This is a genomic window from Streptomyces sp. NPDC057099, assembly GCF_042671245.1.
GTDB classification, from domain to species: domain Bacteria; phylum Actinomycetota; class Actinomycetes; order Streptomycetales; family Streptomycetaceae; genus Streptomyces; species Streptomyces purpurascens.
Window position 1 is genome coordinate 15,085 of sequence record NZ_JBHUTX010000002.1, and the last position, 12,111, is coordinate 27,195.

Genomic DNA, 12,111 nt, shown 5'->3' on the forward strand with positions numbered 1-12,111 from the left:
ACTACGGCCTGAAGACCTTGTCTACGGGCTCCCGACGACCACGTTGGTCGACTTGATCACGGCAACCGCCGGAACGCCGGGCTCCAGCTCCAGTTCCTCAGCCGACTCGCGGCTGACCATCGCCACCACCCGGAACGGCCTGGCCTGGATCTCCACCTGCGCGGAGACGTCCCCGAGGATCACGTCGGTGACGATGCCGGTGAACCGGTTGCGGGCCGAGGAGCCGGTGGACTCCCGCTCGGCCCGGTGTATCTCGCGGGCGTAGGCCGCGAGGGCCGGTCCCGGGATGATCCGGCGCCCCAGCTCATCGCGTTCGGCGGTCAGTTTCCCGCCGTCGACCAGACGCCGCACGGTGTCGGGGCTCACGCCGAGTAAGGCGGCGGCGTCCCCGATCCGGTAGGTGTGCATACGCCGATCATACTTCCGCAGATGCGAGGCGAAAGTCTCCTGTCGTATCGCATGAGCCGGACTCTTTCTGTGTCGGCATGGCATGTGCGTTTGTACGGGAGGGTGGCTCGGGAGCCAGACCCTCGCAGCTGCCCGTACGGCCGCCGGACCCGGGGCGGAACTCGATCTCGCGGGCGACCTCGACCGACCGGCCCGGCTGACGGTGCCCGACCTGCTCGCATGGCCCCAGCACCGGGCACAGGTCAGCTTCGAGTGCGCCACCAGCGGCATCCAGCACCACCGCTTCACCGGGCCGCTCCTGCACGACGTCCTCATGGACGCGGGCCCGGCCTTCGACCCCGCCCGCCGCAAGGACCGCCTGCGTTTCCTGATCGCCGTCCACGGCGCGGGCGACGTCTGGTACCCACAGCCGGCGCCCGCCGACCACCCGTGGCGGACCATGCCGCACCACGGCACGACCCCGCACATCTCCGGCTCGTCGTTGTCCGCGCAGACCCGCTACGCCGCCGGCACCCCGCGGAGGCCACCGCCTCTCGCTCAGACGCGGTCGATGTGCACGTTCGTCGACTTCACCCGGGCGGTGGCCTCTATGCCGACCTCCAGCCCCAGCTCCTCCACGGCCTCCCGCGTCAGCAGCGACACCAGCCGATGGGGACCCGCCTGGATCTCCACCTGGGCCGCCACGTCACCGAGCTTGATCGCGGTGACGATGCCGGGGAAGGCGTTGCGCACCGAGGTGGAGGAGGCGTCCTCCTCACCGCTTCCGCTCTTGGCGAGCTCCACGGAGAAGGCGGCCAGGTCCTTCCCGTCGATGAGCCGCTTCCCGCCCTCGTCGCGATGGGTCGCCACTCGCCCCGCGTCCGCCCACCGTCGCGCGGTGTCCGGACTGACGCCGAGCAGCCGGGCTGCCTGGCCGATCGTGTATGACTGCATGCGGGCCAAGATAGGCCCATCCGCGGGGTGGGCCTGCCCCCTGCACCGACGGTCTTGCGCGCGTCAAGAACGCGACAGTATTCAGGGCATCGCTTGCGCTGGACGACCGACCTTCCAGACGCTGACAGCGTGGCTATCGACTGGTTCCCCGACCGCGGTGTCCGTCGACTGGTGATCGTTCTGGGCACCGCCGGGCTGGCCGTGCTTGCCGGCGGCATCGCAGTTGATCTGCTGTGGATCATCGGTCTGGGAGCGTGGATGTTCATGATCGCCGTCATCATCGAGTTGATCTACCGCCCCTGACGGGAGAGCCCCGACACCCGGAACACCGCGTCCACCGTCTCGTCGTCGATGCGCTGGCCGAGCCGTTCCAGGACCTCCGTACCGTGGCGCAGTGTGCCGCTCCAGGGAGCGGCGGACGCCCGTGTCGAGTTCGTGCCAGAGCAGGGGGTTGGCCGTGAGGATGCGGGGGTCGCGTTCCAGGCGATGGCCGTGGACGTCCCGCAGGACCAGGTGGGAGGAGACGCCGTCGTACGGGTCCACCGCCACGCCGTCCTGGCCCTCGCCCTCGTCTCGGCAGCGCTGCTCAACGGCTTCGGCGCGCTGCTCACCGGTGTCGCCACCGTCGTCGTCACCGTGGAGAAGTTCCAGGAGGGCGCCTGGCTGATCGTGATCGCCCTGCCGCTGCTCGTGGTCGCCTTCGAGACCGTGCACCGCGCCTACGGCCGGATCGGCGAGCGGCTCGGCCTCGGCCGCATACCGGAGCCCCCGCACCGCGAGCGCTCCCTGGTGATCGTCCCCGTCTCGTCCCTGTCCAGGCTGCTACCCGGACGCCGAGGACCGCGCCCATCTGCACGCCCCGGAGCGCTCCTGGGCGGGGTGGAACCCCGGGGTGCCCCTGGTCCGGCTGACCAGCGAGCGGCGCAGCCTGGGCCGTCCGATCGCCGGGTACGTCCGTGAGGTGGCCGCCGCCGAGCCGGGCACACAGGTCACCGTGCTGATCCCGGAGACCGAGCCGGAGCGGCTGTGGCTGGGGGAGGCTGCTGCGGAACCAGCGCGGCGCGGTCGTCGCACACGCCGTGCGACGCGAGACCGACGCGGTGATCCGCCGACTCCGCTTCCGGCTCCTCCGACCCCTCGAAACGGCGCCCACACGGTCCGGGGCTCGGGCGGCGTAAGAGACCCGTCAAAGCCCTGGGCCCCGCCGTATGAGAGCCGTCAACGGGCGGTCCGATCCGGCCGAAGAGGGGCTTTCCTCTAATCGTCCGTATACACCGAACCTCACTCCAGGAGTTCGCGATGGCCGATCTGGCCTTCGTCATCGCCACGATCGCGGGATTCGCGCTGGTGGCTCTCGTCGCCAAGGGGGTGACGAAGCTGTGACCGTCGAGAACGTCGTCGGCCTGGTCGTGGCCGTCGCCCTGCTGGGCTATCTCGTCCTCGCCCTGATCTTCCCGGAGAGGTTCTGACAGTGACATCAGCCGCTACCGCAGCGGGGGCGATGGGTCCCGTACTCGCGGGCGTGCTCCAGTTGCTCGCCCTGATCGCCGCGCTGGCGCTCGCCTACGAACCGCTCGGCAGCTACATGGCCAAGGTCTATTCCTCCGACAAGCACTGGCGTGTCGAGAAGTGGATCTACAAGGGCATCGGTGCCGACCCGGACTCCGAGATGCGCTGGCCCGCGTACCTGCGCGGCGTCCTCGCCTTCTCCCTGGTCTGGGTGCTCTTCCTCTACGTGCTCCAGCGGATCCAGGGCGTGCTGCCCGGCTCGCTCGGCTTCTCCGCCATCGACTCGGACCAGGCGTTCAACACCGCCGTGTCCTTCGTGACCAACACGAACTGGCAGTCGTACTACGGCGAGCAGGCCATGGGCCACGTCGTGCAGACCGCCGGTCTGGCCGTGCAGAACTTCGTCTCCGCGGCCGTCGGCATCGCCGTCGCGGTGGCCCTCGTACGCGGCTTCGCGCGCTCGCGCACCGGTGAGCTGGGCAACTTCTGGGCCGACCTGGTGCGCGGCACCATCCGCATCCTGGTGCCGATCGCCGCCGTCGCCGCGATCGTCCTGGTCGCCTGCGGCGCCATCCAGAACTTCTCCGGCATCCACGAGGTCGGCCAGTTCGTGGGCGGCCAACAGCAGTGGAACGGCGGCGCCGTCGCCTCGCAGGAGGCCATCAAGGAGCTGGGCACCAACGGTGGCGGTTACTTCAACGCCAACAGCGCCCACCCGTTCGAGAACCCCACCCCGTTCTCGAACCTCTTCGAGATCTTCCTGATCCTCGTCATCCCGTTCGCCCTGACCCGCGCCTTCGGCCTCATGGTCGGCTCGGTCAAGCAGGGCTACGCGATCCTCGCGACCATGGCCACCATCTGGCTCGGCTTCACGGCGCTGATGATGTGGACCGAGTTCGCCCACCATGGCCCGGCGTTCGACATCGCCGGCGGGGCGTACGAGGGCAAGGAGCTCCGGTTCGGCGTCGGCGGCTCGTCGATCTTCGCCACGGCGACCACGCTCACCTCGACCGGCGCGGTGGACTCTTTCCACTCCTCCTTCACCGGCCTCGGCGGCGGCATCACCATGCTCGGCATGATGCTGGGCGAGATCGCGCCCGGTGGTACCGGCTCCGGCCTCTACGGCATGCTGATCATGGCGATCATCGCGGTGTTCATCGCCGGTCTGATGGTCGGCCGCACGCCCGAGTACCTGGGCAAGAAGATCGGCTCCCGCGAGATCAAGCTCGCGGCCTGCTACATCCTGATCACCCCGGCGCTGGTGCTCGTCTTCACCGCCTTCGCCATGGCGCTGCCGACCCCGGCGAACTCCATGACCAACAGCGGGGCGCACGGGTTCTCCGAGATCCTGTACGCCTACACGTCCGCCTCCAACAACAACGGATCGGCCTTCGCCGGTCTGAACGCGGACACGCAGTGGTTCAACAGCACGCTCGGCCTGTGCATGCTGCTCGGCCGTTTCGTGCCGATGGTGTTCGTGCTGGCGCTGGCCGGCTCGCTCGCCGAGCAGAAGCCGGTGCCCGCCACCGCGGGCACGCTGCGCACCGACAAGCCCCTGTACACGGGTCTGCTCGTCGGCACGATCATCGTCATCACCGGTCTGACGTACTTCCCGGCCCTCGCGCTGGGACCGCTGGCCGAGGGGCTGGCGTGATGACCACTCGCACAGAGAAGCAAGAGGACTCGATGTCCACAGCCACTCCGACCCGGGCGCCGCACAGCGACGTACCCACCGGGCACAAGTCCGCCGAGGGCCGTGTCGGTGCGGGCCTCTTCGATCCGAAGCAGCTGCTCAAGTCGCTGCCGGAGGCCTTCCGCAAGCTCGACCCGCGGGTGATGGTCAAGTCCCCCGTCATGTTCGTGGTGCTGGTCGGCTCGGTCCTGACGACGATCTTCTCGTTCAGGGACCCGGGCGACTGGTTCGGCTGGACCATCAGCGCCTGGCTGTGGCTGACGGTGATCTTCGCCAACCTGGCGGAGGCGGTCGCCGAGGGCCGTGGCAAGGCGCAGGCCGACACCCTGCGCAAGGCCAAGACCGACACGGTGGCCCGTCGGCTCGACGGATCCGTCGAAGAGCAGGTGCCCGGCACCGAGCTGAGGATCGGCGATCTGGTCGTCTGCGAGGCCGGCGACATCATCCCGGGTGACGGTGACGTCATCGAGGGCGTGGCCTCCGTCGACGAGTCGGCGATCACCGGTGAGTCGGCCCCGGTCATCCGTGAGTCCGGCGGCGACCGCTCGGCGGTCACCGGCGGTACGAAGGTGCTCTCGGACCGGATCGTCATCAGGATCACGACGAAGCCGGGCGAGACCTTCATCGACCGGATGATCAGCCTGGTCGAGGGCGCGGCCCGGCAGAAGACGCCGAACGAGATCGCGCTGAACATCCTGCTCGCCTCGCTGACGATCGTCTTCCTGCTGGCCTGCGCCACCCTGCCGCCGCTGGCGGACTACGCGGGCACGGACCTGACGATGGTCGTGCTGGTCGCCCTGCTGGTCTGTCTCATCCCGACCACCATCGGCGCCCTGCTCTCCGCGATCGGCATCGCGGGCATGGACCGGCTGGTGCAGCGCAACGTCCTGGCGATGTCGGGCCGCGCGGTCGAGGCGGCCGGTGACGTCTCCACGCTGCTGCTCGACAAGACCGGCACCATCACGCTCGGCAACCGCCAGGCGGCCGAGTTCGCGCCGGTGAGCGGGGCGACGGAGGCCGAGGTCGCCGACGCCGCCCAGCTGTCGTCGCTGGCCGACGAGACGCCCGAGGGCCGTTCCATCGTGGTCCTGGCGAAGGAGAAGTACGGCCTGCGCGAGCGCGACCAGGGCGAGCTGACCGGTGCCGAGTGGATCGCGTTCACCGCGCAGACCCGGATGTCCGGCGTGGACGTCGACGGGCGCAAGATCCGCAAGGGCGCCGCCGGTTCGGTCGTCGCCTGGGTGCGGGGGCAGGGCGGCACGGTCGCCGACGACGCGGACGCCATCGCCGACCGCATCTCCGAGGCGGGCGGCACCCCGCTGCTGGTCGCCGTGGAGGACGCGGACGGAGCCCGGATCCTCGGCGTCATCCACCTCAAGGACGTCGTCAAGGACGGCATGCGGGAACGGTTCGAGGAACTGCGCCGCATGGGCATCAAGACCGTCATGATCACGGGTGACAACCCGCTGACCGCCAAGGCGATCGCCGACGAGGCGGGCGTCGACGACTTCCTCGCGGAGGCGACTCCCGAGGACAAGATGGCGCTCATCAAGCGGGAGCAGGCGGGCGGCAAGCTGGTCGCGATGACCGGTGACGGTACCAACGACGCCCCAGCGCTGGCCCAGGCGGACGTCGGCGTGGCGATGAACACCGGTACGTCGGCCGCCAAGGAGGCCGGCAACATGGTCGACCTCGACTCCAACCCGACCAAGCTCATCGAGATCGTCGAGATCGGCAAGCAGCTGCTGATCACGCGCGGTGCGCTGACCACGTTCTCCATCGCCAACGACGTCGCGAAGTACTTCGCGATCATCCCGGCGCTGTTCGCGGCGGTCTACCCGGGCCTGGACAAGCTCAACATCATGGGCCTGTCCTCGCCGGACTCCGCGATCCTGTCCGCGGTCGTCTTCAACGCGCTGATCATCATCGCGCTGGTGCCGCTGTCCCTGAAGGGCGTGCAGTACCGGCCGGTCAGCGCCGACAGGATGCTGCGCCGCAATCTGACCGTCTACGGTCTCGGCGGCCTGATCGCGCCCTTCATCGGCATCAAGATCATCGACCTCCTCATCTCCCTCATTCCCGGAATCGGCTGATCGCGATGAACAACTCCGTATCGAACACGGCCCGGTTGCTCGGGGCGGGCCTGCGCGCCCTCCTCGTACTGACCCTGGTGACGGGCGTCATCTACCCGCTGGTCGTCACCGGCATCGCGCAGGGGCTGTTCCACAACAAGGCGAACGGCTCCGAGATCAAGGCGGACGGCAGGGTCGTCGGCTCCTCGCTGATCGGCCAGGCCTACAACCTGCCGCCGAAGGAGGGTCAGGAGACCCCGGATCCCGATCTGAAGTGGTTCCAGGGACGTCCGCAGAACGGTCTCGGCACCAACAGCGTCAACACCCAGTACAAGCTCATCCTGTCCGGCGCGACCAACCGGTCCGGCGACAACGAAGAGCTCATCCAGTGGGTGAAGGACGCGAAGGCCGCCGTCGTCAAGGACAACTCGACGGCCGGCTACAAGGCCAAGCCGTCCCAGGTCCCCGCCGACGCGGTGACGTCCTCGGGCTCCGGCCTGGACCCGAACATCTCCCCGGCCTACGCCGACCTCCAGGTCCACCGGGTCGCGGAGAAGAACGGCCTGTCCGTCGCCCAGGTCGACCGGCTGGTCGAGAACCACACCGAGGGCCGCACCCTGGGCTTCATGGGCGAACCCCGGGTGAACGTCCTCGAACTCAACATCGCGCTCAAGGACCTCGCAGCGACGAAGTGATGGCCTCAGGGGTCCTTTCGCGAGCCGGAGGGGAGCCGGCGGCCGGGGAGACATCCCGGACCCGCCGGCTCCCGCCGCCATGAAGTCGGCCGCCCCGCCTCCGGCGCGCACGGCCCGACGCACGACAGGAGAGGCACACACCCATGACCCGGGTGCTCGTGGTGGAGGACGACCCGCAGCTCGTACGGGCCCTCGTCATCAACCTGCAGGCACGCAAGTACGGAGTGGACGCCGCCCCCGACGGCGCCACCGCCCTCCGGCTCGCCGCCGCGCGTCAGCCCGACGTGGTCCTGCTCGACCTCGGCCTGCCCGACATGGACGGCGTCGACATCATCAAGGGCCTGCGGGGCTGGAGCCGGATGCCCATCCTGGTCCTGTCCGCCCGCCAGGGGTCCGAGGAGAAGGTGGCGGCACTCGACGCGGGCGCCGACGACTACATCACCAAGCCGTTCAGCATGGACGAGCTGCTGGCCCGGCTGCGGGCCGCCGTCCGCCGCACCGAGGACGCGCCGCTCGTCCCCGAGACGACGCTCGTCGAGACGGCGGACTTCAGCATCGACCTGCTGGCCAAGAAGGTCGTCCGGGACGGGCGGGACGTGCGGCTCACTCCGACCGAGTGGCATCTGCTGGAGATCCTGGTCGTCGATCCGGGCCGGCTGATCACGCAGAAGCACCTCCTGCAGGAGGTCTGGGGCGTCTCGCAGAGCAGCAAGACCAACTACCTGCGCGTCTACATGGCCCAGCTGCGCCGCAAGTTGGAGACGGACCCCTCCCACCCCCGCTATCTGATCACCGAGCCCGGCATGGGCTACCGCTTCGAAGGGTGAACATGGCACGCGGCAAGCTTCGGATCTACCTCGGTGCTGGAGCGGACCGACGAGACGGAGCCCTGGACCTGCGCGGCCGGGTGCTGCCGGCCGCCGACCGCCGGGTGCTGGCCGCGTTCGCCGCGCAGGCCGCCGTCGTCCTGGACCGCCAGCGACTGCGGCGCGAGGCCGACCGCGCCAAGGAACTCGCCGAGGGCAACCGCATACGGACCGCGCTGCTCGCCGCCGTCAGGCACGACCTGCGCACCCCGCTCGCCGGTATCAAGGCCGCGGTCACCTCCCTGCGCTCGGACGACGTCGAGTGGTCGCCGGAGGACCAGGCGGAGCTGCTGGAGGCCATCGAGGGGGGCGCCGACCGGCTCGCCGGATCGTCATCGACAGCCCCTCGGAGATCGCGCGGCTGGCCGCCGCCGTCGGGCCGGACGGGCGCCAGAAGGTGATGGTCCGGGTGGTGCCTGGCATCAGCGCCGGCGGCCACCAGAAGATCCGCACCGGCACGGACGACCAGAAGTTCGGCCTCTCCGCCCCCACTCTCGGCTTCGCTCGAGCGGGAGGTGCCCCCATCGACGGCTACGCCCAGCACGCCATCGCCCGGATCCTGGGCCAGCCGCAGCTCGAACTCACCGGTCTCCACTGCCACTTGGGCTCCCAGATCACCAGCGTCAAGCCGTACCTCGTCGCCGTGCGCCGCATCGTCGGCCTCATGGCACGCCTGTACGAGCAGCACGGCCTGCTCCTGCCCCAACTCGACCTCGGCGGCGGCCACGGCATCGCCTACCGCCCCGGCGAGGAGGGCCTGAACCTGACGTCACTGGCCCGCAAGGTCCGCGCCGAACTCACCGAGGCCTGCGCCACGGCCGGACCTCCCGTGCCCCGCCTGATCATCGAACCGGGACGGGCGATCGTGGGCCCGGCGGGCATCGCCCTGTACCGCGTCCTGTCCGTGAAGCACACCGGCGGGAACGTCTTCGTGGCCGTCGACGGCGGCATGAGCGACAACCCGCGCCCGGCCCTCTACGGCGTCCGCTACGCGCCCCGCTTGATCGGCAGGCACAGCACCGCGGCCCCGGTCCGGACGACCGTGGTCGGCCGGCACTGCGAGGCGGGCGATGTCCTGGCACCGCACGCGGAACTCCCGGGCGACATACGTCCAGGGGACCTGCTCGCCGTCCCCGTCGCCGGCGCGTACCACCTGTCCATGGCCTCCGGCTACAACCTGGTCGGCCGTCCTCCCGTCGTCGCCGTACGGGACGGACTCGCCCGCCTCCTGGTGCGTCGCGAGTCCCTGGAGGACATCCGCAGCCGGGACGTGGGCCTGTAGCGAACCGGCACCCCTCGACCCCCGGGCGGGCCGGTCTTCCTTCACCCACGCCGACCGGCCCGCCCGGGCTCACATCGTTCAGCTTTCCTTGAATTCAGGATGCCGTGTACTGTCGCCTCGTGCTGACCGTTGTCTCGGATATCGACGTCCTCGCCCGCTTCGGCCGCGCGCTCGCCGACCCGATCCGCTGCCGCATCCTGCTCGCTCTGCGCGAAGCGCCGGCCTACCCCGCCGACCTCGCCGACACCCTCGCCGTCTCCCGCACCCGCCTGTCCAACCACCTCGCCTGCCTGCGCGACTGCGGCCTCGTCGTCACCGTGCCCGACGGCCGCCGCACCCGCTACGAACTGGCCGACGAACGCCTCGGCCACGCGCTGGACGACCTGCGCGCCGTCGTGGTCGCCGTCGCCACGGACCGTACGTGTGTGGACGCCGACGAGCAGGGGTGCTGCTGATGACCGCGATATCCCTCGGCCCCGGCCCGGCCCGCCGTGACGCGCTCGCCCGCCGGATACGCCTGCTGGTCGCCGCGACCATCGCGTACAACGCCATCGAGGCGATCGTCGCCATCACCGCCGGCGCCCTCGCCTCCTCCACCGCGCTGATCGGCTTCGGCCTGGACTCGATCATCGAGGTCTCCTCGGCCGCCGCGGTCGCCTGGCAGTTCTCCGCCCGGGAGCACGCCGTGCGCGAGGCGCGCGAGAAGGCCGCCCTGCGGATCATCGCGCTGTCGTTCTTCGCGCTCGCCGCCTACGTCGGCGTCGACGCCGTCCGCGCCCTCACGGGCACCGGCGAGGCCGAACGCTCCGTCCCCGGTATCGTGCTGGCCGCCCTCTCCCTCGTGGTCATGCCGTTCCTGTCGGCCGCCCAGCGCCGCGCGGGCCGCGAACTCGGCTCCGCCAGCGCGGTCGCCGACTCCCGTCAGACCCTGCTGTGCACGTACCTCTCGGGCGTGCTGCTGGTCGGCCTGATCCTCAACGCCACGATCGGCTGGTCCTGGGCGGACCCCGTCGCCGCCCTCGTCATCGCGGCCGTCGCCGTGAAGGAGGGGCGTGACGCGTGGCGGGGAGAGGGCTGTTGCGCCGTCGCCCCTGTGGCCGGGGCGAGTGAAGCGTGTGGCTGTCGCCCAGGGTGCGACTGTTGCGGCTGAGCAGCGACGTCCTCCCGTCGTGACGCTCACCGTCACGCGCCCAGTTGTGCGCGATTGAGAGTGTCGAGCCGCCGCCATGCCGGGGGCGAGGCGTTGACCGTGCCCGGGACGAGGGATCCCTGCATGCCGGTTCTCTGCTGGCGACCTGTGCGAACTCCAACGGATCTCCGACGCCGGGTACGACCGGGCCGGGGAGGAGCTGGACCGGGTGCTGACGTCGTCGCCACGCCGCTCCGCGCCCGGGTCCGTCAGCTCTTCTCTGTCCGGTCGAGATGGTCGACGAGCAGGCTCAGTGCCCGTTCCACGGCCTGGCGGCGTACCTCGTCGCGCGTCGTGCCGTTGCTTCTGAACTCGTGGCTGACCGTGCGCTCCGTGTCGGAGACGCCGATGTAGACGAGTCCTACGGGCTTGCCGTCCTGGCCGGTGGGGCCGGCGACGCCGGTTGTCGAGACGCCGAGGGAACTGCCGAACAACTCCCGTACACCGCGCGCCATTTGTTCGGCGGTCGCAGAACTCACGGGGCCGTCGGAGGCGAGGGTCGCCTCGGTGACGGAGAGGACGGTCGCCTTGGAGTCCGTCGCGTAGGTGATCGCGCCCCCGCGGTAGTAGTCCGATGCGCCGGGGGTGCCGGTGATCGTCGCGCCGAGCATGCCGCCGGTGAGGGACTCCGCCGTGCTGACGGACAGACCGCCGGCGCGGAGCAGCGAACCGAGCCGTGCCGCGATGTCCTGCAGTGTCACAAAGACTCCTCCGTTGCGGGCTGTGCCGGCGGTCCGTCCGTCGCCGCGAGTGCTCATTGAATCAGTCGAAGTGAGAGGTCCCGCTCTCCTCGATGTCACGCACGATGTCGCCGATCTGCTGGTACTCGTACTCCTTGCAGCGTGGGAAGTCCGGGCTGTACCGCGCGGCTTGGCGGAGCATGAACGGCAGACGGATGTCACTCTGGTGGTAGTAGACGGACGCGGAGTCGCGGTGGGCGCCCACGTCCGGCCGTTCGAAACTGGCTTTGGTCGGGCGCCGCTCACCCGCGTAATAGACCTTGAACCGGCAATCCCGTTCCAGGGCTTCCATGACCCGGAATGCCCATTGCGGACCGTGTCGTGCGTGATCCGTTGCCACCCCCCATGGTTCGGCCCCGGGAATCGCCATGAGATCCCCGGGGCCAGGAGTTACGGCCGAGACATTCGTCTAGCGGCCGATGTCGTTGACATTCACCGGGAGGAGGCTGGTGAGCGGGCTGAGTGCGTTGGTCGTTCTGTGGAGGAGATTGTTTCCGCTCGTGCTGACGGAAGTGCTACTGGCCTGGTCGCCGCCCTTGTCACCGGGGTCGGCGGCGTGAGCGGTGCCGGTGCTGGTCAGTGCGGCCCCCGCGAGAGCCAGGGCGGCGAGGGTGCGTCGCGTGTTGGTCATGCACTGCTGAACGATCAGGCGTCGTATGTGTAACTAGGCCAAAACGGCGCTACTCGGCTGTCGCGCAGCGCGGTGTCGGGGATCCAGCGGCCT

13 protein-coding genes and 5 pseudogenes are annotated in these 12,111 nt (G+C 69.9%); 13 read left to right on the forward strand and 5 right to left on the reverse strand.

The window, feature by feature from the left end; all coding sequences use genetic code 11:
- Positions 1-21: 21 nt before the first annotated feature.
- Positions 22-408, reverse strand: coding sequence for a molybdopterin-binding protein (locus tag ACFT4A_RS02510; RefSeq protein ID WP_382825254.1), 387 nt, complete (start codon positions 406-408; stop codon positions 22-24).
- Between the two features lie 82 nt (positions 409-490).
- On the opposite strand from ACFT4A_RS02510, the pseudogene ACFT4A_RS02515 reads away from it, so the two are divergent.
- A pseudogene (locus tag ACFT4A_RS02515) lies at positions 491-796 on the forward strand (molybdopterin-dependent oxidoreductase); the annotation flags it as partial.
- A pseudogene (locus ACFT4A_RS02520) lies at positions 794-922 on the forward strand (NAD-dependent formate dehydrogenase); the annotation flags it as partial. The pseudogenes ACFT4A_RS02515 and ACFT4A_RS02520, both read left to right, overlap by 3 nt.
- Before the next feature lie 23 nt (positions 923-945).
- Here ACFT4A_RS02520 and ACFT4A_RS02525 read toward each other — a convergent pair.
- Positions 946-1,341 (reverse strand): molybdopterin-binding protein, encoded by a 396-nt coding sequence (locus tag ACFT4A_RS02525; RefSeq protein WP_382825256.1) that lies wholly within the window; start codon positions 1,339-1,341, stop codon positions 946-948.
- Positions 1,342-1,470: 129 nt separating this feature from the next.
- Here ACFT4A_RS02525 and ACFT4A_RS02530 point away from each other — a divergent pair, with 129 nt between their 5' ends.
- The 11 genes and pseudogenes from ACFT4A_RS02530 to ACFT4A_RS02580 all read left to right on the forward strand — a co-directional run bounded on the left by ACFT4A_RS02530 (position 1,471) and on the right by ACFT4A_RS02580 (position 10,608).
- Positions 1,471-1,644 (forward strand): hypothetical protein, encoded by a 174-nt coding sequence (locus ACFT4A_RS02530; protein WP_382825258.1) that lies wholly within the window; start codon positions 1,471-1,473, stop codon positions 1,642-1,644.
- A 276-nt stretch (positions 1,645-1,920) separates the two neighbouring features.
- Positions 1,921-2,519 (forward strand): annotated as a pseudogene (locus tag ACFT4A_RS02535) (amino acid permease); the annotation flags it as partial.
- Positions 2,520-2,720: 201 nt separating this feature from the next.
- Positions 2,721-2,810 (forward strand): K(+)-transporting ATPase subunit F, encoded by a 90-nt coding sequence (gene kdpF, locus ACFT4A_RS02540; protein ID WP_037770757.1) that lies wholly within the window; start codon positions 2,721-2,723, stop codon positions 2,808-2,810.
- Between the two features lie 32 nt (positions 2,811-2,842).
- Complete coding sequence (kdpA, locus tag ACFT4A_RS02545; RefSeq protein WP_382825260.1) at positions 2,843-4,504, forward strand: potassium-transporting ATPase subunit KdpA; 1,662 nt, start codon at positions 2,843-2,845, stop codon at positions 4,502-4,504.
- Positions 4,504-6,636 (forward strand): potassium-transporting ATPase subunit KdpB, encoded by a 2,133-nt coding sequence (gene kdpB / locus ACFT4A_RS02550; protein ID WP_382825262.1) that lies wholly within the window; start codon positions 4,504-4,506, stop codon positions 6,634-6,636. Before kdpA ends, kdpB begins: the two co-directional genes overlap by 1 nt.
- A gap of 5 nt (positions 6,637-6,641) precedes the next feature.
- Positions 6,642-7,310, forward strand: coding sequence for a potassium-transporting ATPase subunit C (locus tag ACFT4A_RS02555; RefSeq protein WP_382825264.1), 669 nt, complete (start codon positions 6,642-6,644; stop codon positions 7,308-7,310).
- A 143-nt stretch (positions 7,311-7,453) separates the two neighbouring features.
- Positions 7,454-8,137 (forward strand): response regulator, encoded by a 684-nt coding sequence (locus tag ACFT4A_RS02560; protein ID WP_382825265.1) that lies wholly within the window; start codon positions 7,454-7,456, stop codon positions 8,135-8,137.
- A gap of 59 nt (positions 8,138-8,196) precedes the next feature.
- Positions 8,197-8,499, forward strand: a pseudogene (locus ACFT4A_RS02565) (histidine kinase dimerization/phospho-acceptor domain-containing protein); the annotation flags it as partial.
- A gap of 2 nt (positions 8,500-8,501) precedes the next feature.
- Positions 8,502-9,458, forward strand: a pseudogene (locus ACFT4A_RS02570) (diaminopimelate decarboxylase family protein); the annotation flags it as partial.
- 119 nt (positions 9,459-9,577) lie between these two features.
- A complete protein-coding gene (locus ACFT4A_RS02575; RefSeq protein ID WP_382825267.1) occupies positions 9,578-9,913 on the forward strand; it encodes an ArsR/SmtB family transcription factor in 336 nt (111 codons plus the stop codon).
- Complete coding sequence (locus ACFT4A_RS02580) at positions 9,913-10,608, forward strand: cation transporter (protein ID WP_382825269.1); 696 nt, start codon at positions 9,913-9,915, stop codon at positions 10,606-10,608. The genes ACFT4A_RS02575 and ACFT4A_RS02580 overlap by 1 nt, the downstream gene beginning before the upstream one ends.
- A gap of 248 nt (positions 10,609-10,856) precedes the next feature.
- Here ACFT4A_RS02580 and ACFT4A_RS02585 read toward each other — a convergent pair whose 3' ends face one another.
- From ACFT4A_RS02585 to ACFT4A_RS02595, 3 genes are all read right to left on the reverse strand, one after another.
- Positions 10,857-11,348 (reverse strand): CinA family protein, encoded by a 492-nt coding sequence (locus tag ACFT4A_RS02585; RefSeq protein ID WP_382825271.1) that lies wholly within the window; start codon positions 11,346-11,348, stop codon positions 10,857-10,859.
- Positions 11,349-11,409: 61 nt separating this feature from the next.
- On the reverse strand, positions 11,410-11,679 hold the full coding sequence (locus tag ACFT4A_RS02590; RefSeq protein ID WP_382825273.1) for a hypothetical protein: 270 nt from the start codon (positions 11,677-11,679) through the stop codon (positions 11,410-11,412).
- A 117-nt stretch (positions 11,680-11,796) separates the two neighbouring features.
- Entirely contained in the window at positions 11,797-12,018 is a 222-nt protein-coding gene (locus tag ACFT4A_RS02595; RefSeq protein WP_382825275.1) for a hypothetical protein, read from the reverse strand.
- Positions 12,019-12,111: the final 93 nt, after the last annotated feature.